This window comes from Thiomicrorhabdus sp. ZW0627, from assembly GCF_029767005.1.
Lineage (GTDB): Bacteria > Pseudomonadota > Gammaproteobacteria > Thiomicrospirales > Thiomicrospiraceae > Thiomicrorhabdus.
In genome coordinates this window covers 226,736-247,019 of the sequence record NZ_JARUQR010000003.1, presented here as the reverse complement: position 1 = coordinate 247,019, position 20,284 = coordinate 226,736, and the positions used below count along the sequence as shown (strand labels likewise).

At 49.6% G+C, this 20,284-nt stretch carries 16 protein-coding genes; 15 read left to right on the top strand and 1 reads right to left on the bottom strand.

Annotation, left to right across the window (positions count from 1 at the left end; genetic code table 11):
• Window positions 1–26 precede the first annotated feature (26 nt).
• The 4 genes from cls (at window position 27) to QCB45_RS08620 (ending at window position 8,311) form a co-directional block, all read left to right on the top strand.
• A complete protein-coding gene (gene cls / locus QCB45_RS08635; protein ID WP_279420535.1) occupies window positions 27–1,433 on the top strand; it encodes a cardiolipin synthase in 1,407 nt (468 codons plus the stop codon).
• A gap of 12 nt (window positions 1,434–1,445) precedes the next feature.
• The gene (locus tag QCB45_RS08630; protein ID WP_279420534.1) at window positions 1,446–2,195 is read left to right on the top strand and encodes an endonuclease/exonuclease/phosphatase family protein; all 750 of its coding nucleotides are present in this window, start codon (window positions 1,446–1,448) and stop codon (window positions 2,193–2,195) included.
• A gap of 192 nt (window positions 2,196–2,387) precedes the next feature.
• Window positions 2,388–6,878, top strand: a complete 4,491-nt coding sequence (gene gltB / locus QCB45_RS08625) for a glutamate synthase large subunit (RefSeq protein ID WP_279420533.1) — start codon at window positions 2,388–2,390, stop codon at window positions 6,876–6,878.
• 23 nt (window positions 6,879–6,901) lie between these two features.
• A complete protein-coding gene (locus QCB45_RS08620) occupies window positions 6,902–8,311 on the top strand; it encodes a glutamate synthase subunit beta (protein ID WP_279420532.1) in 1,410 nt (469 codons plus the stop codon).
• A 110-nt stretch (window positions 8,312–8,421) separates the two neighbouring features.
• Here QCB45_RS08620 and QCB45_RS08615 read toward each other — a convergent pair whose 3' ends face one another.
• Window positions 8,422–10,410 carry a methyl-accepting chemotaxis protein gene (locus QCB45_RS08615; RefSeq protein WP_279420531.1) on the bottom strand — a complete coding sequence of 663 codons (1,989 nt, stop codon included), beginning with the start codon at window positions 10,408–10,410 and terminating at the stop codon, window positions 8,422–8,424.
• A 363-nt stretch (window positions 10,411–10,773) separates the two neighbouring features.
• On the opposite strand from QCB45_RS08615, the gene QCB45_RS08610 reads away from it, so the two are divergent.
• The 11 genes from QCB45_RS08610 (at window position 10,774) to QCB45_RS08560 (ending at window position 20,270) form a co-directional block, all read left to right on the top strand.
• Window positions 10,774–11,220 (top strand): hypothetical protein, encoded by a 447-nt coding sequence (locus QCB45_RS08610; RefSeq protein ID WP_279420529.1) that lies wholly within the window; start codon window positions 10,774–10,776, stop codon window positions 11,218–11,220.
• Window positions 11,221–11,278: 58 nt separating this feature from the next.
• Window positions 11,279–11,521 carry a GlsB/YeaQ/YmgE family stress response membrane protein gene (locus tag QCB45_RS08605; protein WP_279420528.1) on the top strand — a complete coding sequence of 81 codons (243 nt, stop codon included), beginning with the start codon at window positions 11,279–11,281 and terminating at the stop codon, window positions 11,519–11,521.
• Window positions 11,522–11,734: 213 nt separating this feature from the next.
• On the top strand, window positions 11,735–12,781 hold the full coding sequence (locus QCB45_RS08600; protein ID WP_279420527.1) for an inorganic phosphate transporter: 1,047 nt from the start codon (window positions 11,735–11,737) through the stop codon (window positions 12,779–12,781).
• The gene (locus QCB45_RS08595) at window positions 12,774–13,403 is read left to right on the top strand and encodes a DUF47 family protein (protein ID WP_279420525.1); all 630 of its coding nucleotides are present in this window, start codon (window positions 12,774–12,776) and stop codon (window positions 13,401–13,403) included. The genes QCB45_RS08600 and QCB45_RS08595 overlap by 8 nt, the downstream gene beginning before the upstream one ends.
• 93 nt (window positions 13,404–13,496) lie before the next feature.
• Window positions 13,497–14,207 carry an SDR family NAD(P)-dependent oxidoreductase gene (locus QCB45_RS08590; RefSeq protein WP_279420524.1) on the top strand — a complete coding sequence of 237 codons (711 nt, stop codon included), beginning with the start codon at window positions 13,497–13,499 and terminating at the stop codon, window positions 14,205–14,207.
• Window positions 14,208–14,213: 6 nt separating this feature from the next.
• Complete coding sequence (locus QCB45_RS08585; RefSeq protein ID WP_279420522.1) at window positions 14,214–14,846, top strand: hypothetical protein; 633 nt, start codon at window positions 14,214–14,216, stop codon at window positions 14,844–14,846.
• Window positions 14,847–14,878: 32 nt separating this feature from the next.
• Complete coding sequence (locus QCB45_RS08580; protein WP_279420520.1) at window positions 14,879–15,550, top strand: nitroreductase; 672 nt, start codon at window positions 14,879–14,881, stop codon at window positions 15,548–15,550.
• A gap of 12 nt (window positions 15,551–15,562) precedes the next feature.
• Window positions 15,563–15,997 (top strand): hypothetical protein, encoded by a 435-nt coding sequence (locus tag QCB45_RS08575; protein ID WP_279420519.1) that lies wholly within the window; start codon window positions 15,563–15,565, stop codon window positions 15,995–15,997.
• Window positions 15,998–16,115: 118 nt separating this feature from the next.
• Complete coding sequence (locus QCB45_RS08570) at window positions 16,116–17,363, top strand: malic enzyme-like NAD(P)-binding protein (protein WP_279420518.1); 1,248 nt, start codon at window positions 16,116–16,118, stop codon at window positions 17,361–17,363.
• 32 nt (window positions 17,364–17,395) lie between these two features.
• Window positions 17,396–18,415 carry a ChaN family lipoprotein gene (locus tag QCB45_RS08565; RefSeq protein ID WP_279420517.1) on the top strand — a complete coding sequence of 340 codons (1,020 nt, stop codon included), beginning with the start codon at window positions 17,396–17,398 and terminating at the stop codon, window positions 18,413–18,415.
• Window positions 18,416–18,554: 139 nt separating this feature from the next.
• Window positions 18,555–20,270: a methyl-accepting chemotaxis protein gene (locus QCB45_RS08560; protein WP_279420516.1), complete on the top strand. Its 1,716-nt coding sequence runs from the start codon at window positions 18,555–18,557 to the stop codon at window positions 20,268–20,270.
• Window positions 20,271–20,284: the final 14 nt, after the last annotated feature.

Sequence of the window (20,284 nt, the reverse complement as noted above, 5' to 3'; positions counted from 1 at the left end):
TACTCAATGAAAAGTGGTGGGGATGGATGACATTTTCAATCAACCAACCGTTATTCTGGCTGTACCTTTTCAACATATTTCTGGTGATCGCCACCATCATCCACATGCTTTATCAACGACGTTCTCCGCAGAACCTCATGGCATGGCTGCTCACTTTACTGCTTCTGCCCATTTTCGGCGTGATACTTTATGTCCTTTTCGGCTCCCGGAAATTCTTTAACAAACGCAATAAACCCGCGATTTCCATGCGCTCGGTCTCGGTCGCAGAACCAGACAACGAATTAGCCTTTCAACTCGACCGCCTCCTGCAGTCCAACCACATTGCCGGCACCACCAACGGCAACCAAGTCAGCCTGTGCCACACAGATGTCGAAGCCTATTCGATCCTGATGGAAGCGATTGAAAACGCCCAACACAGCATTCACATCCAGACCTATATCTTTGAGCTGGACAAAACCGGACACACCATTCTCGAAGCGCTTATCCGCAAGGCACAACAAGGCGTTCAAGTGCGTCTTCTGATCGACGCCATCGGCTCGTTCGCTTTGTACCGTAACAGCAAGAGACTACGACGCCTAACCGAAGCAGGAGGTCGATACGCTTTCTTCCAACCGATTCTCCACTCGCTTTTCAAAAGCCAACTGAATTTGAGAAATCACCGAAAGATTTATCTGTTTGACCAATCCGTCTTGCTGACCGGAGGCATGAACCTCTCCAACGACTATCTGGGAACGCCTGATACAACGCCAAAGGAAGGCAGATGGATTGACCTCATGTTTAAAATCGAGGGACCGACCACATTCCACTATCAGAACATCTTCAATGAAGACTGGTTCTATACCACCAACGAACGACTGCCTTCGCCACAACCGCCCGACAACCTTCCGACCACACCCGGCGAAATCATGCAGGCAGTGCCATCCGGCCCAGACATCAACAGCGATGCCCTGTTCGAGACCCTGCTACACAGCATCTATCTGGCAAAGGAAAGTATCCACATTGTCACGCCCTACTTCATACCGGACAGTGCCATCATGCACGCCCTACTCATCGCTATCAAACGCGGCGTGAAAGTAACCCTAATCACGCCGGACACCTCCGACCACCTGATTTTCGACCTCGGACGCAGTTCCTACATGCGAGAACTCGGTGAAATGGGCGGCCAACTGTTTTACTACCAGGACAATATGCTGCACGCCAAATTCATCATGATCGACCACAAAACGATGCTCATCGGTTCTGCCAATCTGGACTACCGCTCACTGTTCATCAACCACGAAATGGTCAACTTCATCTATTCAGAACCATTGATCGAGCAGATGTCGGAATGGCTGGAAAAATTACTGGCCAACAGCATACCCTACCAACCCAGCGATAACCGGATCCGCAGGTTGCTGGAAAACCTGACACGAATCGTCGCCCCGATTCTCTGAACGAGCTCCCTCATGTACAAGCCCAAGTTCACACCTCTTTCACACGCACACTCACCGGAACAAGCAGACCACCCCTTGCCGGGCTGCTTCACCCTGCTAACCTGGAACCTTCAAAAAGTCGACTTCAGCCATTACATCCACCGGCCAATCGAAACCCTGTTACCCATCCGAACGCCGCACCTTCTGTCATTACAGGAAGCAGCCACCAGACCCATGCAAACCAAATTCTTTGATCTACCTTATGTCATGGCTCCCAACATCCAAACCAAAAAACAGCACTTCGGCGTGTTGACCGCATCCGCATCCGGAATCACGCCACACCACCAGTGTCTTACCCAAACCCGGGAACTTGGCATGATCACCCACAAAACCGCTCTGATTACCAGCCATCCTCTGGCCGACGGCAGTTGGCTGACACACGTCAACATACACGCCATCAATTTCGTTCCGCACACCCTGTTCAAAAAAGAACTGCAACTCCTGTGGAGTAAACTCGCCCACTTGGACGGCCCGATGATTGTCAGCGGCGACTTCAACACCTGGAATCGCACCCGCCTAAAGACCATGTGCGAAGCCACAAAACAGCTCAACCTGACCAAGGTCGACTACCCCGACAGCCACAACATAAAAACCCTGATGCGCCAACCACTCGACCACACTTTCTATCGCGGCCTCATCCTCACAGATTCCGGCGCCCTCTCGGTACCCGAAATCTCAGACCACAACCCGCTCATCGCCACTTTTTGTTTACCGTCGATCTAGCCTCAATTCCGTGCCTGAGACGCTAAAAACAATGGTACAATTTGATTCCAAATGCATAGATAAAGTATAATCTCGCACCAATTTTTATTTTTTAAACGCGCTGAAAACAAACAAAATCCTTATATAACAAGCAGTTAGAAAAGAAGCAGACTGCCTGTTTTTATATGATTTTGACGGACAGGACACTGAATTATGAACCCATTACAATCCCCAAACGGCCTAAACCTAACAGGCCTCTACTCTCCTGAGTTCGAAAAGGAGAACTGTGGTTTCGGTCTGATCGCCAATATGGACGACAAGCCAAGTCACTGGGTCGTTCAAACGGCCATTGAGTCTCTTGCCAACATGACCCACCGTGGTGGGGTTGCAGCCGACTGCTGCACGGGAGACGGTTGTGGACTGTTAATTAAGAAACCGGAAAACTTTTTGTCCGAAGTTGCGGCTGAGAGTGGATTTGAACTGGCTGACATCTACGCGGCCGGCATGATTTTCCTGAACCAGGATTCCGCCAAAGCGGATTTAGCGCGCAAGACCCTTGAAGAAAAACTGACCAACAAAGGTTTGGCTGTTGCCGGCTGGCGTAAAGTTCCGGTCAACTCGGAAGTGCTTGGTGCGCAAGCAGCCGGCATGGAACCGGTAATCGAACAGGTATTTGTCAATGCACCGTCCGGCATGACTGAAGCCGAATTCAACCGTTTATTGTTTACGGCTCGCCGTAAGACCGAAATGGAAATTGAGCCGCAAGACGGCACTTTCTATATTGCTTCTTTGAACAGCCAGTTGCTGTCGTATAAAGGTCTGGTCATGCCGCGTGAGCTGCCGGAATTTTATCTAGACTTGAAAAACGACGCATTTGCATCGTCGGTCATCTCGTACCATCAGCGTTTCTCAACCAACACCATGCCGCAATGGCGTTTGGCACAGCCATTCCGCTTCCTTGCGCACAACGGTGAGTTGAACACCATCCGTGGTAACCGTAACTGGGCATTGGCGCGTCAAAGTAAATTCGAAACACCATTGCTTCCTGATCTGGCCGACTTGAAGCCACTTGTCGCCCAGTCCGGTTCGGATTCCAACTCTCTGGACAACATGCTTGAAGTCCTGATGATGGGTGACATGTCTGTATTCCAGGCTTTGCGCCTGTTGATTCCGCCTGCATGGCAGAACATGCCTCACATGGATCCGGACATGAAAGCGTTCCTGGAATACAACTCCATGCACATGGAACCATGGGACGGTCCGGCCGGTATGGTTATCAACACCGGTAAATATGCAATCTGTGGTGTCGACCGTAACGGTTTGCGTCCAACACGTTATATGATCACAAAAGACCGTCACATCACGTTCGCTTCCGAGATCGGTGTTTATGATTACGCGCCGGAAGACGTCGTCGAAAAAGGCCGTTTGAAGCCGGGGCAATTGATTGCTGTCGACCTTGAAAACGGGACTTTGTTGAAGCCGGAAGAGATCGACAACCAGCTTAAAGTCGCCAAGCCTTACTGCGAGTGGATGGACAAAGGCTACATGCGCATCGAAGAGAAGATGGACCAGACCGAGCAATCACTTGGTTGGGACTCTGAGACGGCTGACACTTACCAGAAATACTACCAAGTCACGTTCGAAGAGCGTGATGCGGTTATCCGCGTTATGGCGGAAGATGCTCAGGAAGCGACGGTTTCAATGGGTGACGATGCTCCGTTACCGGTCTTCTCGCACAAGCCGCGTTCGATCTTTGACTACTTCCGTCAGATGTTCGCGCAGGTCACCAACCCGCCGATCGATCCGCTTCGTGAAAACATCGTCATGTCCCTAAACACTTGTTTCGGGCGTGAATTGAACATGTTCGAAGAAGGTCCTGAACACGCTCGCCGCCTGGAAGTCCAGTCTCCGGTATTGAGTCCGTCGATGATGGACCAGTTGTTGAACATGAACGACAAAGACTACCAGAACCAAGTGATTCCATTGCACTACAACCATGAAGATAAAGGGTTGGAGCAAGCAATCGTCGACGTCTGCGACCAAGCGGTCGAAGCGGCACGTTCCGGCATCACTCTATTGGTGTTGAGCGATTTGGATATCGAAGAAGGCAAGATTACAATTCCTGCGGCCATGGCGACTGGTGCGGTTCACCACCGTCTAATCCGCGAAGGCCTGCGTACTGAAGCTAACATCATCGTACAGACGGCAACTGCACGTGACCCGCACCACTTTGCAGTCTTGTTCGGTTACGGTGCAACTGCAGTATTCCCGTATCTAGCGTACGAAAGTATCGATGATATGCGCCGCACCAATGAATTGGATGCGAGTACGCCAATCAGTACATACATCAAAAACTACCGTAAGGGTATCAACAAAGGGTTATACAAAATCCTTTCTAAGATGGGTATCTCAACCATCACCTCTTACCGTGGTTCACAGCTATTCGAAGCAGTCGGTCTGACTAAAGAAATCGTCGACCTATGCTTCATAGGAACGCCTGCACGTATCCAAGGTACAGACTTCTCACACCTTGAGCTTGATCAGCGCCGTTTGGCTTGGGAAGCATTCAACCCTCGCAAGCCATTACAGCAAGGTGGTCTGTTCAAATACGTCCACGGTGGCGAATACCACGCATTCAACCCGGATGTAGTAAACAGCATCCGTGAAGCGGTTCAGAAGAACGACCAAAACGCTTATAACAAATTCCGTGACTTGGTCAACAACCGCCCTGCGATGACGATCCGTGACTTGATTACCTTCAAGGAAGACGTTCAGTCAATCGACTTGGCCGAGGTTGAACCGGTTGAATCCATCTTCAAGCGTTTTGATTCCGCGGGTATCTCTTTGGGTGCCCTGTCTCCGGAAGCCCACGAAGCTTTGGCTACCGCAATGAACCGTTTGGGCGCACGCTCCAACTCGGGTGAAGGTGCGGAAGATCCGTCACGTTACGGCACTGAAAAAATGTCCAAGATCAAACAGATCGCTTCCGGACGTTTCGGTGTGACTGCACACTACCTGCGTAATGCTGAAGTCTTGCAGATCAAGGTTGCACAGGGCGCGAAGCCGGGTGAAGGCGGACAGCTTCCTGGTCACAAAGTCGATATGACTATCGCCAAATTGCGTCACTCAGTACCGGGCGTTACCCTGATTTCACCTCCACCGCATCACGATATCTACTCAATCGAAGATTTGGCGCAGCTAATCTACGATTTGAAGCAGGTTAACCCGAAAGCGTTGATCTCGGTGAAACTGGTTGCCGAACCGGGTGTCGGAACCATCGCTGCAGGTGTTGCGAAAGCTTACGCTGACTTGATCACCATCTCCGGTTACGACGGTGGTACGGGTGCAAGCCCGATGACCTCGGTCAAATACGCCGGTAACCCATTCGAAATGGGATTGGTTGAAGCGCACCAGACATTGCGTGCCAACGATCTTCGCGGCCAGGTCATCCTGCAAGCGGACGGTGGTTTGAAGACCGGTCTTGACGTTATCAAGGCTGCGATTCTAGGTGCGGAATCTTTCGGTTTCGGTACGGTTCCTATGATCGCCCTAGGTTGTAAATACCTGCGTATCTGTCACTTGAACACGTGTGCGGTAGGTGTTGCAACGCAAGACGAACGTCTACGTAAAGAACACTTCATCGGCATGCCGGAAATGGTTATGAACTACTTCCGCTTCGTTGCCGAAGAGACCCGTGAGTGGATGTCGAAACTGGGCGTGCGCTCTCTAGGTGAGTTGGTAGGACGTGTCGACCTGTTGAAAGTCATCGACAACCCGCTGACCGAAAAACAGAAGAACATCAACCTGACTCCGTTCATCACCGATGGTGGTGTACCGGCTGACAAGCCGCAAACAGTTCAGGTTGATCGCAACAATCCTTGGGATCACGGTGACATCGCAGAAGAGATGGTTAAGGAAACGCTTCCTGCCATCCAAGCGAAGAGTGGTGGAACTTTCTCGTTCAAGCTGGTTAACACCGGCCGTTCGATCGGTGCGCGTGTTGCCGGTGAAATTGCCGAACTTTACGGCAACGACGGTATGAAAGATGCGCCGATCACTTTGAAACTGACAGGTATTGCAGGTCAGTCTTTCGGTGGGTTCAACGTTGACGGTCTGAACCTTCACCTTGAAGGGGATGCCAACGACTACGTCGGTAAAGGTATGGCCGGTGGTGAAATCGTAATTCGTCCGCCGCAAGGCAGCGTTTTTGATGCGAAAAACACTCCAATCGTCGGTAACACCTGTCTATACGGTGCAACCGGCGGTAAGTTGTTCGCCAACGGTACCGGTGGTGAGCGTTTCGCAGTACGTAACTCAGGCGCAGTGGCCGTTGTTGAAGGTCTGGGCGACCACGGTTGTGAATACATGACCGGTGGTACCGTTGTCAGCTTGGGCGAAGTCGGCGTCAACTTCGGTGCCGGTATGTCAGGCGGTATGGCATTCATCCTTGATGAAAACCGCACGCTTCCAGATCAGCTAAACGCTGAAATGGTTGAAGCGATCCGCATCGATACCGAAGCAACCGAAGAGTACCGTGTGTACTTGAAAGCATTGATTACAGAATATGTTGAAAAGACCGATAGTAAATGGGGTCGTGAAGTATTGAACAACTTCAGCCGCTACATCGGTGACTTCTGGCTTGTTAAGTCGCGTGCGATCAGCATTGATTCACTATTTGAATTATTTGCAACCGAAGCCAACTAAGAGAATCTGGAAGGAATTTAAAAATGCCAAATGTAAGACAATTTTTAGAACTGAACCGCCAGCTTCCCGAAAAGAAGGCTGCGGTCGAACGTACGCAAGAATTTGCCGAGATTTACAGCCCGTTTGAAATGAAAGACGCGATGGCTCAGGCCGATCGTTGTCTACATTGCGGTAACCCATACTGCGAATTTGCATGTCCGGTGCACAACTACATCCCTAACTGGTTGAAGCTGGTTGCGGAAGGCAACATCATGGAAGCCGCCGAAATTTCTCACAAGACCAACTCTCTGCCTGAGATGTGTGGCCGTATCTGTCCTCAAGACCGTCTGTGTGAACAGGCGTGTACGCTTGAAGACACCAACTTCGGCGCGGTTACTATCGGTGCCGTCGAGAAATTCATCACCGACACAGCCCTATCTCAAGGCTGGACACCGGATCTTTCTAACATCAAGATGACTGACAAGAAAGTCGCCATCGTCGGTTCCGGTCCTGCCGGTATCGCTGCAGCAGATATCTTAATCCGAAACGGCGTCAAGCCGGTTGTGTTTGAGAAGCAGCCTGAAATTGGTGGTCTTTTGACGTTCGGTATCCCGCAGTTCAAACTGGATAAAGACATCGTTGTACGTCGTCGTGAAATCCTGGAAGGCATGGGCATCGAGTTCCGTTGCAACACCGAAATCGGTAAAGACATCCAATTCCAGACTTTGCTGGACGATTATGATGCCGTCTTCCTTGGAATGGGAACCTACAAGCCAATGGCCGGTCGCTTCCCGGGTGAAGATCTTCCTGGCGTTCACAAAGCGCTGGACTTCCTGATCGGTAACGTTAAGAACGAACTAGGCATGCCTAACGATCCTGAGCCATTCATCAGCATGAAAGGCAAAAAGGTTGTCGTTCTGGGTGGTGGTGATACCACGATGGACTGTACCCGTACATCCATCCGTCAGGAAGCCGACGAAGTGTACTGTGTTTACCGTCGTGACGAAGAAAACATGCCGGGATCACGTGCCGAAGTTAAAAACGCCAAAGAAGAAGGTGTACAGTTCAAGTTCAACTTGGCGCCGGTCGAAGTAATCGGCGACGGTAAGGTTGAAGGAATCAAAGTCATTGAAACCCGCATGGGTGAGCCGGACGAAAACGGTCGTCGTCGCGCGGAAATGGTTGAAGGTTCCGAACAGGTCATCCCTTGCGATGCCGTCATCGTTGCATTCGGTTTCCAACCAAACCCACCAGCGTGGTTCAAAGACTTTGGTATTGAAGTCAACAACTGGGACGGTGTTGTCGCTTCTGATAAGTCGCTTTACCAGTTCCAGACAACCAACCCGAAAGTTTTCGCCGGTGGTGACATGGTTCGTGGATCAAGCCTGGTGGTTGAAGCCATCGCTGAAGGCCGTAAAGCCGCAGAAGGCATTCTGGACTTCCTGGAAGTTTAAGAACCCAGCAGGCCTGTTCAATTTCAGGCTGACCAAAATCAAAAAAGCCCGCAAAGAATTCATCCTTGCGGGCTTTTTTATTATCCGAAAAACCTCTTAAACCTTTAAGTTCAATTAATTTTGAAAAACGCCATCTCTTCTTTAAGCTGTTGCGATTGTTCGCGCATGCTTTCGGCGGATTGATCGCTTGCCATTACCAGATTCAGGTTCTGCTGAGTCAGATGATTGATTTGATTCAAAGCGGTATGAACCTCATGAATATCCATCAATTGTCTCTCTGACGAGTTCACAATGCTATCGACCTCATCCGTCACCTGACGAATCGATTCGTTGATCTGGTTCAACACTTCGCCGGAACTTACGGCCAATCTTGTACCTTCATTCACCCTTTCGACACTGTCTTCAATCAATGCCTTGATCTCTTTGGAGGCATCCGTGGATTTTTGCGCCAGGTTACGAACTTCGCCCGCAACCACGGCAAATCCTCTTCCGGCTTCTCCTGCTCGTGCAGCCTCAACCGCTGCATTCAATGCCAGCAGGTTAGTCTGGAAAGCAATGCCGTCCATCAATTGGATAATGTCTGAAATCTGATGGCTTGACTCCTCGATTTTGGTCATCGCCTGAATACTCTGTTTCATGACCTCCTGACCCTGATCTACCTGAACTTGCACCTCAGTAGTCGCCTTGGCTGCCGTCTTTGCCTGAGCAACCGTTTGTTGAGCGGAACTACCCATCTCGTCGACGGTTTTTGCAGACTGGTTCAAAGAGGCGGCCTGCTCTTGTGCTTGCTCATTTAAGCTCTGGGTTCCTTTGGATAACTCCACGGCTGCACCATAAACACTGTCCGACGCTTGCATAGCGTGCGAAATTGTCTGTTTCAACTTATCCGACGATGCATTGATTACCTGCTGGAGTTTCGCCAACTGGCCTTCAAAATGGCTGTTTGATCTTTGATTCAGATTACCGTTGGCCTGTTCGGTTGCAATGAAAACGATCTCAGCTATTGCCGCTTCCAAGCGCCCGGTGGATTCATTGATATTCTCTTTCAGATTCAACAGGTCACCCTGGGCATCAGATTCGACTCTGGCTGAGAAGTCGCCGTCATTCAACGCGCTCATCACCTGATTGATCTCGCTCAGAATCCGGTTAATGGAACTCATGGAAGTATCAACCTTATTTCGGAAGCTCTCCTCCACCTTCGAATCCATACGAATCGAAAAATCCCCCTGTTCCAACCCGGACATCACTTTTTCAAGCTCAAGCATGGTGAACCGGACACTTTGCGCGCTGCCGTTAACACCTTGCTTCAAACGCTCAAAATCACCTTTCAATTCTGACTTGATCTGCTGGTCGAACTCCCCCCTGGCAATCGCACCCACAACCGTATTCGTCTCTTCAATGGTCAACTCCATCTGCTGAAGCAGTTCGTTGAACGCGTTCCCCATCTGGGCGATTTCATCTTTTCCGGAAATCAGTGCACGGTGTTTCAACTCACCAGACTGACTTACCTCATCAATGGTTTTTTGCAGCCCGGAAATGGAAGAAGTGATATTGCGGGAAAGAAACAAGCTTCCCAAAACCATAACGACGATCATGACGGAGAGCGCAACAAAAAGAATGGTCACTAATTGATTGGCCGCGCTGTCGACGTCAAACAGGAGCGTATCCGCTTCCTGTAACTGACGATCAACGAATGGTTCCATGACTTTTGCCAGATTTTCAGCCTGTTGATCGAAACCGCCCATCAATTTGTTCCCGGCTTCCGGCCCACCGGAAACATAGGCATTCGCCATTTGCTTACCGACTTCGTACCAACTCTCAAACGCATCGGTCAGTTTTTTCAACTCTTGAAGCATCTGAGGGTTATCTTTATACAGATCTTTATAAGCATCGACGCCCTTCAAAAAACGTTGTCGTGCCTTCTCGGCCTCGTCAAAACCATCATTCAGGCCATCCAAGCCTCGTGTGGCGGAAATATCGGTCAACCACTGCTGAACTTCAACGACATCCCGATCCATCTCTTTGGCGGTCATGGCAAATGGAACACTCTGGTTTTTTGCCTGGTCTATTTTTTCAACAACGGTTTCTATTTGATTCAAAATGAAAACCGCTCCAAGTAACGAAAGCAGAGCCAGCACACTGATTGGCAAAATAATCTTGTGACTTATTTTATTTAATCTCAATAGAGCCATGAATCAGCTCGCCTCCAAATAAATAACCTAATTAATGACAGAATATACGGCATTGTACCACCCGACTAAAATTAAAAAAATTTCCTAAAAAGAAAAAAACAAAGAAAAATCTGATGGTTACATAACTTAAAAGCATGAGGGCACAAAACAAAGCATAAAAATACGTAATTTGACTAATCCTGCTTATGTAAGTAAAATCACCCATCATGTTTTTCGGGAATATGTTTTATGAAGGTTTTCTTCACACTATTACTGTCGCTGAAGCTGCTTATGTCATCGCCTATTGTTTATGCGGGCCCATTGACCGATAAGTTTTCAGTTTGCCTGCTCAGCAAAACCACCAACGAAGACAAACAAACCTTTGCCAAATGGATGTTTGCAGCCATTTCCAATAACGACAGTGTCAAAAGTTTAAGCAACATAACAAAAGAACACGGCGAGCAATTAAATCAAAGTGTCGCCAACCTGTTTACCGATCTGGTGACCAATCGTTGTAAAGACGAAGCCCGCGATTCTATCAAATACGAAATGGGCGTAGCCACATTAGAAGGAAGCTTTAACGTGCTGGAGAAAGTCGCCATACAAAGCATCATGTCCGACCCGAATGTCGGAATCTACATGTCAGGATTACTGGACCATTTAAGCATCCAGAAGCTCAATCCGGTCTTCTCACGCCCTCCTTTGCAAAATACCTTAAAACCCAATCGGCCTGGATGACTCACAAACACTCAATCAACCCTCAAAACCAACTTATTAATAACAACAGGTGAATAACATGGATATTATTATTTTTCTAATCATTGGAGCCATCGCAGGATGGTTAGCAGGTACCTTCATGAAAGGAGCCGGCTTCGGACTGCTTGGCAATATCATCGTCGGTATCATCGGGGCGATTATCGGCGGATTCCTATTCGGATTACTGGGTATTTCCGCCAATGGTCTGATCGGTTCGATCATCACGGCGACCATCGGTGCCGTACTGCTTCTATTCATAGTTAAGCTGGTAAAAAAATCCTAAACTCCTCTCCTACAAAAAGTTGGCTGACTCGCACTGAATACCATAAGGAGTCAGCCATCATTTTATGAACTGAACAGGCCTGTTCAGTTCTTCATAAGCTTTAAAAGCCCTACTACATTGCATTTAAATTATCCTCATCCACTTTTTTGGTAAGATTCATCCACTCCCTTCGATTTAAATGATTGAAACAAAAAACAACCTTATCGGCACCTTATGGAACTCAGTTTTGTACTTTTAATATTAGTCGTCATCGCCGTGGCTTTATACGACTTTACCAACGGATTTCACGATGCCGCCGATATGGTCGCCACCGCCATCGCATCCGGTGCAATGAAAACCTCCGTTGCGATTCTTATTGCCGGATTTTTCACCTTTTTAGGTCCGTTATTGATGGGGCTTGCCGTGGCCGATACAGTGGGAACCTTCGTCGATATCGAAGGCGCTCATGTCCATTTGGCGCAAAGTCTGGTAATCGGGGCCTTGCTAGCAGCCATCACCTATAACCTGATTACTTGGAAACTGGGTTATCCATCCTCTTCTTCAAACTCACTGGCCGGCGGTCTGGTCGGAGCAGGCCTGGCACTTTTAGGCAATCAGCAGATCAACTGGGGCGTGGAAGCATTAGCCAACGGTCATCTCGAAGGCGTCATGAAAGTCGTAGCCGGGCTTTTCGCCTCTCCGTTTTTAGGACTGCTGATCGGCTTTCTATTGATGAAGCTGATATTAACCGTATTCAGAAACTTCACCTACCGCATCCGCAACCTATTTGTGGCCTCCCAGTATTTCAGTGTCGCTTGGCTTGGGTTCTCGCATGGCGCCAACGACGCACAAAAAGGCATGGCAATCATCGGCATGATGTTGCTGGCTTCAGGCCAAACCCAAAGTTTTGAAGTTCCTTTCTGGGCGATCATTCTCTGTACCTCCGCCATTACCCTGGGTACCTTTTTCGGAGGCTGGCGCATCATCAAAACACTGGGGTTCGAAATCTACCGCATTCGTGTCGTTCATTCGGTCGCCAACCAGATCAGTGCATCCGTTGTGAATACATTGGCCACCCTGATCGGCGCCCCCACTTCCACCACGCAGGTGGTCACGGCGACCCTGATCGGTAACGGTGCCGCGGAAAAACCCCGCCACGTCAACTGGCTCAAAGCCAAGGGGATCGTAGCCGGATGGTTTTTGAACGTACCAATTTCAATGGCTCTTGGCGCACTTTACGCCGCGCTTATTTATCACCTGATTGGAGGCTCTCATGTTTAAGTCCCTGTTACAAAAGTACGTTTTACCGAAAGAGGTCGACTTTCTCGGCGCACTGAACCAGCATGCCCAATCCATCAAACGTATCACCCACGAGCTTCAAGACTGCTTCATCAATGAAGACGAAACCGGCTGTCAGGCGGTCATCGAAGACCAACATCAGGCTAAAAGCATCAAAGAGAGCAATATGAACGAATTGCTCAACAGCTTCATCACACCGGTTGACCGAGAATCCATCTTCCGGGTCATCAGTCAGCTCGACTGGCTCGCCATCAGCATTCGCCACTTCATCATTGAAGCCAAAGCCTATGAAGTGAAGCAACTGCACAACGGCTATGGCGAAATTTTTTTCCACATTTGCAAATGTGCGGATCATTTGGCCAGCGGCTTCGAACAGTTGGCTGAAAAGAAACAATTCGCCGTGGCCGACGAAGCGCAGAACGTTCGGGACAACTACGACTCACTGGTGGACGTTTATGTAGAGAAGATGGCGGAACTTTCCAAGAGCAACAACCTGCAGGAAATGTTCATTCACCGCGAACTGTTGCTGCAACTCAAAGAAATTGGCAAACGCTTACAAGTCTGTGCAAACTCGCTTGAAGACATTCTGGTCAAAATGAGTTGACCCTGAAAAGCCTATGCCCGGCACATCGGGCATTGCCTTAACGACCTTTTTTGATACTATCTATCCATTCAATGATTAACTAAGGAAAACAACATGAGAAAGGTCGTGATCACCGGCGGCAACAAAGGCATCGGTCTGGCACTCACACAACGTTTTGTGGAAGCCGGAGACAAGGTTCAAATCATTGCGCGCGATTTCAGTAATCAGGAAGAGTTTGATTACCAGAACCACCCGCTGGTCACCTGCACCCAGTTCGACTTGAGCGAAGTCGACAAACTGCCGGAACTGGTCGCACAAATCGACGAAGTCGATGTTCTGATCAACAACGCCGGATTGCTTCAACCGATTACCTACGAGAACTATCCGGACGACCGCATGGATTATTCCTTGAACCTCAACCTGATCGCGCCGGTCAAACTGACCACCATGCTGGAAGACAAATTGAACGCTCCATCCGACTACACGCCGCGTGTCGTCAACAACGCTTCCATCGCCGGGCAGATCGGCCACCCGGACATTTGGTACGGCATTGCCAAAGCGGGATTGATCAACGCCACCAAAGCGTTTTCAAAAGCGTTTCAAGGCAAAATCATCGTCAACGCCGTCGCCCCCAGCCCGACTGAAACCGATTTACTACAAAGCATTCCCGAACACCGTCAGCAAGCGTTTCTAAGAAACACCATCAGCGGCCGTTTCGCCACTGCCAAAGAAGTCGCCGACACCATGTACTGGCTCGGAACCGAATGCCCGGAATACATCAACGGCGTCTGCATCGACATCAATAATGGGTCTCTGCCGAGGTAAATCGCCATGGATAAATCAGATGATCCATTGCTTGAATGGAACCGGTTGAATAATGAAAACGCAGAACAAGGGTTTGTTTCAGGGATGTTCCAAAGCATGTCTGAAACCTCACCAATTGTAGATAAATTTTCTATGTGGTTATTTGCAGGCACTGGTGCAACAGGTGCTTTGTTAATTTCACAGATTCAATCAGTTTTACCATACCTTTCAAAAATAGGGTTTCTAATATGTTTAGCTATTCTGGTTATTTCAGCTGTCACAGGTTTCATCGCCAAGTTCTATGCACTACGTTGTGAAATACAAAACTCAGTCCAAAGAAGACTATCAGAACTTCTTCAACCTATACTCGATAAACACGCCAACGATAAAGACCAGATCCAAGAGATTGCAGAGCAAAATGGCATAGAAGTAGATACGGAAATTAAACTCTCAAATATTATTGAAGAATTTTCTAAACCACTCCCTTTTTGGGTTAAATGGCTCATTAAACGCCAAATTGAACAAAAATCAGGTGACCGTCAAGCAGGGTTACATATTGCAGTTAAAGCCCATACCGCACAATTAGGCTGGACATTTATCCAAGCCACTTTATTTCTGCTATTTATGCTAGCAGCGACTTATTTCGCATATAGAACATAAAAAGACCCAAACTTAAATTAGAGTATCAAAATATGAGCACCGCCGTTCACCAAGCCATCCAACAACGTCATTCTGTCAGAGCCTTTTTAGACAGGCCTGTTGAGAATCGCATAATTCATCGTATTCTGGATCGTGCGCGCTTTGCACCTTCGGGTGTGAATACCCAGCCTTGGCAGGTGTCGGTGGTGACGGGCGAAACCAAGCAACGTCTGCAACAGGCGATGTTGGACAAGTTCCACGCAGGCGAACGTGGCAAGATGGATTACAGCTACTACCCTGACGAATGGCAGCCGCCTTATAAGCAGCGCCGTGTCGCAACCGGCAAACAGCTTTACGGCGCTTTGCAGATCGACCGTCAGGACAAGGAACGCCAACTGGCGCAATGGGCGGCCAACTACCGCGCATTCGACGCGCCGGTAATGTTGTTCTTCTGGATGGACGACATCCTGCAGACAGGTTCTTATCTCGACTACGGCATGTTCGTTCAGAACGTCATGCTGTTGGCTGTCGAGGAAGGGTTGGCGACTTGCCCGCAAGGCGCTTTGGGTGAATACCCCAACATCGTCCGCAGCGAACTTGGCTACGGTGACGACAAGATTCTCGTCTGCGGCATGGCGCTCGGTTACGAAGATACCCGTCATCCGGTCAACCAGTACCGCACCGACCGCGAACCGGTCGAGAACTTCACTCAATTCTTCGAATAAGATTTACATACGATGAAAACGGCTTTTCGAGAAACCAACGCACTTGAAAAGCTGTTCACCTCACTCATCAATACCGCTGTCGTATTCCTCTTCCTGCTGCCGTTCCTTTGGTTTGACCTGTCCATTCAAGAATTGAAGTGGGTGTTCATCGGCTTGTTCCTGCTTGAGAATCTGTTGTCGATTCTCATCTCTGACTACCGGTTGCCAGGCATGATATTGCAGAACACTCATTGGAAGCAGGCCTACTCAAAACCGCAGCAACTGTTGCACGCCCTGCTCTACACTGCCAGTTTCTCGACCCTGCTGTTCTGGGTCTGGATTCCGGGAGACCTGTTGATTCTGAACCTGTTGCTGCTGCAACTTCCTTGCATTTTGATGACCGGAACCACCTTGCACGGATGGCTGTCCGGTGGCATGGTGGATGTGAAAAAGATTCGACCCCACTAAAACCCTTGATGTAATATGACAATTAAATTTAATACGCAAAACCGCGTGTCATATCCGGTTTTTTTGTTTTACAATCTATTCCTCCACAATTCGTTCAATGTAACAAAGCGAGCAAACCATGAGTGACTTTCGCCACGATGCTTTACATTACCACGAGCTGCCAAAACCGGGAAAACTGGAAACGGCACTGACCAAACCTTGTGAAACTCAACGTGATTTAAGTCTGGCTTACAGCCCCGGCGTCGCCGAACCGGTTCGAGAAATCCAAAAGAATCCGGATGACGTTTACCGCTATACAGGCAAAGGCAATCTGGTCGCCGTCATCACCAACGGAACCGCCGTTTTGGGCTTGGGCGACACGGGCGCTCTGGCGAGCAAGCCGGTCATGGAAGGTAAAGGCATGCTGTTCAAACGCTTTGCCAACATCGATGTGTTCGATATTGAAGTCGACTGCTCCGACACCGACGAATTGGTTCAAACCATCGCCAACATCGCACCGACGTTTGGCGGTATCAATCTGGAAGACATCGCGGCACCGCAATGCTTTGAAGTCGAACAGGCCTTGAAAGAAAAAGTGAACATCCCCGTATTCCACGACGACCAGCACGGCACGGCAATCGTCTCTGCGGCCGGCCTGTTGAATGCACTCAAACTACAGGACAAGAAACTGCACAACGCCAAAATCGTCTGCGTGGGTGCGGGTGCGGCCGGCCTGACCTGCATGCACCTACTGATTGAACTGGGTGCGGAACCGGAAAACATTCTGCTGGTCGATCGCAATGGTGTTGTCACCACCGACCGTGACGACCTGAACATCTACAAACAGCCGTTCGCCCGCGATACCGACAAGGTGACACTGGCGGACGCCATGAAAGACGCGGACGTGTTTTTCGGTGTCTCAGACAAAGACATCCTTACTGCGGAAATGCTGATGAGCATGGCGGAAAAACCGATTGTCTTTGCTATGGCGAATCCGGATCCTGAAATCAATCCGAACCTTGCCATGCATACCCGTAAGGATTTGATTATGGCGACCGGACGCAGCGATTACCCTAATCAAGTGAACAATGTCCTCGGTTTTCCATACATTTTCCGCGGCGCCTTGGACGTACGCGCGACTGAAATCAATATGCCGATGAAAATCGCAGCCGTCCACGCTTTGCAAAAACTGGCGCAGACCCATGTGCCTAAAGAGGTCATCAAGGCTTATGGTTTGAAGTCGTTGGAGTTCGGACCGGAATACATCATCCCAAAACCGAATGACCCGCGTCTTTTCAACGTGGTTTCCAACGCTGTCAGTGAAGCCGCGGTCAAATCCGGCGTGGCGAGACTGCCGATGCACGCCAAAGTGGAAGAATTCATTTGAACGAACATTCCTAACAGGCCTGGTGATTCTGAATGAAGGAAATAACGTCGCACGCAACAAACTCACTGAACCTGTTCATGGCTCTTTGCCTGACAGGCCTGCTCAGTGCCTGCGCGACTCTGCCGGATAACTCCGCCCCCAAACCGTTGGCGCCATTGAATACCGCTTACGACTACGATCTTCTGGATAGTCGTACACAACAGCCGATTTCAGTAACGGCATTAGCGGATCTACTCAAAGACAGCGACGTGGTTTTCATTGGTGAATTTCACGGCAACCAAGCTTCGCACCTTCTTGAATCGCAACTCCAAAACGCACTGTATCAACTCAACCCGAAACAGATTCTGTCGATGGAGCAATTCGAACGCCAACAGCAGACGATTCTTGACCGCTATCTGGACGACGAAATCGGCGAGACCTACCTGATCAATGAAGCCCCGGCTTGGGAAAACTACGCGGGTTCCTACCGCCCCCTGATTGAATTCGCCAAACAACGCCTGTTGCCGGTCGTAGCCGCCAATGCTCCGACCGACATTGTCCGTTGCATCGGTCGTCAGGGCGGCGGCTATGTAAACAAGCTTCCGAAAGAGCAACGTAGCTGGATTGCCGACGAACCTTTCGCCGACATTGCCGACTACAAACAAAAGTATCAGGACTGGATTCAACAAGTCCGCCACCTTTCGACCAAAGACGCCAAAAAGAGTTATCAGGCGCAAATCGTCCGTGACAACACCATGGCGGAAAGCATTCTCAAAGCATTACGGGACAATCCGGGCTATCAGGTTATACACACCAACGGCGCATTCCACAGCAACGACCATCTAGGCACTGTAGCAGCTTTGCACCGTATGGCGCCCGACCTCAAGATCAGCGTCATCAGTCCGATCCATACCGACACACCCCAACATCCGCAACCCGCTCCCGAGGATTTTCTACAGGGCGATTACATCTATCTGCTCCAAGCTCAACCGGCCAAATACGTCGACGCCGCCTACCGCAACAAAATCATGAAGCGAATCTTCAAACAGGCCGATTCCAAGCCATGCTTGTAACTGTCTACACGGTTTCACATGCTTAAAATGTCGTAGTTTGAAAACATTCCTAAATGGTTTGCATAAACAACTGTTAGTACTTTGTTTACAAACGGATGTTAAGCTTCTGTTTTGAAGCTTCCAACAACTAAGGACAACAATGTTCTGTAACAACTATAAAGACAAAATCCGACAAATCGAATCTGAATTACAACACGACCAATCAATTCTCAGTGCTTTGAACCGTGTCATGGCCGTCATCGAATTCGACCTGCATGGACAAATTCTGGTAGCCAACGACAACTTTCTGAGCACACTGGGTTACACCGCCGACGAAATCATCGGCCAACACCACCGTTTGTTCGTAAAGCCCGATTATGCAGCCAGCTCGGAATATGAAGATTTCTGGGCAAAGCTACGCCGCGGTGAATATCAAGCGGGACGCATCGAACGCCTGCATAAGAACGGCCGTGTACTGTTTCTAGAAGCCAGCTACAACCCGATTCTGAACAGCGACGGTCAAGTCACCAAAATCGTCAAGTTCGCCACGGACATCACCGCTCAAGTCACCAAAGAGAGAGAGGCGCAATCGCAAATCGACGCGATTAACCGAGCCATGGCGGTGATCGAATTTGATCTGGAAGGCAACATCCTCCACGCCAACGACAACTTTTTACAGGCAATGGGTTACCGACTTGATGAAATTGTCGGCCACCACCACAGAATGTTCGTCACGCCTGAATACCGCGATTCGGCGGAATATCGCCAGCTTTGGAAGGATTTGGCGACCGGAAAGTATTTTTCGGGCACCATCAAGCGACTCGATAAACGTGGCAACGCCATTTGGCTTGAAGCCAGTTACAACCCGATCTTCGATAGTGAAGGACAGGTTTACAAGGTCGTAAAGTACGGCACCGACGTCGGCAACAACGCCAACATGAAACTGCTGCAAAACGTCGTCGAAGACGCCGCCAGCGTTCTCACTGGATTTGCCCAAGGTGACCTTACCGTTCGCATGGGGCAACACCTGAAGCCCGACGAGGAATCCCTGTTCCGTGACGCCGTCGATTCCCTCACAAGCGCGACCGTGCACATGGCCGACCGTTTGGGTGAAGTGATTGAAAACGCCTCGGCGGCCGCCACGATCGTCACTCAGGCAACCGCAGAAGTGTCGGAAAGCGCTGAGAACCTGAATCAACGCCTCAACGAACAGGCCGTGGCCGTGGAAGAGACCAACCAGACCATGCTGAAGATGAACGAAGCCGTTGAAGCCAATGCTGAGAATGCCCAGCAGGCCTCTCAAGTGGCCGCGCAGGTACAACAGAAATCCCAGCAGGGCACACAGGTAATGGAAGAGACCATTCAGGCGATGCACGCTATTCAGAAATCCAGTCAGGAAATCGCTGAAATCATCACCTTGATCGACGGCATCGCTTTCCAGACCAACCTGTTGGCCTTGAATGCGGCGGTGGAAGCCGCCCGTGCCGGCGATCACGGACGAGGCTTTGCCGTCGTGGCGGGAGAAGTGCGCGCTTTGGCTCAAAAGTCGGCGGAAGCGGCCAAGAACATCAAAACCTTGATCGAAGTCACGGTAGAACGTGTCAATCACGGTAATACCTTGGCGACGAATTCCGGAGAGGTGCTTGAAGAGATCAACAAGGCGGTGTTCAGTGTCAGTGACATGATCGAACAGATTGCACAAGCTTCGACCCAGCAATTTGAAGGCATTCGTCAGGTACATCTGGCGGTGGACCAGATTGACGAGACAACCCAGCAAAACGCGATCCTGATCGAGGAAACCGCAAACTCCTCAAAAAGCCTTTCTGAACAGGCCTTGATATTGCACAAAGAAATGACTTATTTCAAGGTCGATTAAACCTCGCGGCACCC

Bases quoted from the DNA above. Each gene is read 5' to 3' on its own strand.
- QCB45_RS08600 (WP_279420527.1), top strand. From the start codon at position 11,735: ATGGAACTCAGTTTTGTACTTTTAATATTAGTCGTCATCGCCGTGGCT.
- gltB (WP_279420533.1), top strand. From the start codon at position 2,388: ATGAACCCATTACAATCCCCAAACGGCCTAAACCTAACAGGCCTCTAC.
- QCB45_RS08590 (WP_279420524.1), top strand. From the start codon at position 13,497: ATGAGAAAGGTCGTGATCACCGGCGGCAACAAAGGCATCGGTCTGGCA.
- QCB45_RS08560 (WP_279420516.1), top strand. From the start codon at position 18,555: ATGTTCTGTAACAACTATAAAGACAAAATCCGACAAATCGAATCTGAA.
- cls (WP_279420535.1), top strand. From the start codon at position 27: ATGACATTTTCAATCAACCAACCGTTATTCTGGCTGTACCTTTTCAAC.
- QCB45_RS08575 (WP_279420519.1), top strand. From the start codon at position 15,563: ATGAAAACGGCTTTTCGAGAAACCAACGCACTTGAAAAGCTGTTCACC.
- QCB45_RS08620 (WP_279420532.1), top strand. From the start codon at position 6,902: ATGCCAAATGTAAGACAATTTTTAGAACTGAACCGCCAGCTTCCCGAA.
- QCB45_RS08595 (WP_279420525.1), top strand. From the start codon at position 12,774: ATGTTTAAGTCCCTGTTACAAAAGTACGTTTTACCGAAAGAGGTCGAC.
- QCB45_RS08585 (WP_279420522.1), top strand. From the start codon at position 14,214: ATGGATAAATCAGATGATCCATTGCTTGAATGGAACCGGTTGAATAAT.
- QCB45_RS08610 (WP_279420529.1), top strand. From the start codon at position 10,774: ATGTCATCGCCTATTGTTTATGCGGGCCCATTGACCGATAAGTTTTCA.
- QCB45_RS08570 (WP_279420518.1), top strand. From the start codon at position 16,116: ATGAGTGACTTTCGCCACGATGCTTTACATTACCACGAGCTGCCAAAA.
- QCB45_RS08565 (WP_279420517.1), top strand. From the start codon at position 17,396: ATGAAGGAAATAACGTCGCACGCAACAAACTCACTGAACCTGTTCATG.
- QCB45_RS08605 (WP_279420528.1), top strand. From the start codon at position 11,279: ATGGATATTATTATTTTTCTAATCATTGGAGCCATCGCAGGATGGTTA.
- QCB45_RS08630 (WP_279420534.1), top strand. From the start codon at position 1,446: ATGTACAAGCCCAAGTTCACACCTCTTTCACACGCACACTCACCGGAA.
- QCB45_RS08580 (WP_279420520.1), top strand. From the start codon at position 14,879: ATGAGCACCGCCGTTCACCAAGCCATCCAACAACGTCATTCTGTCAGA.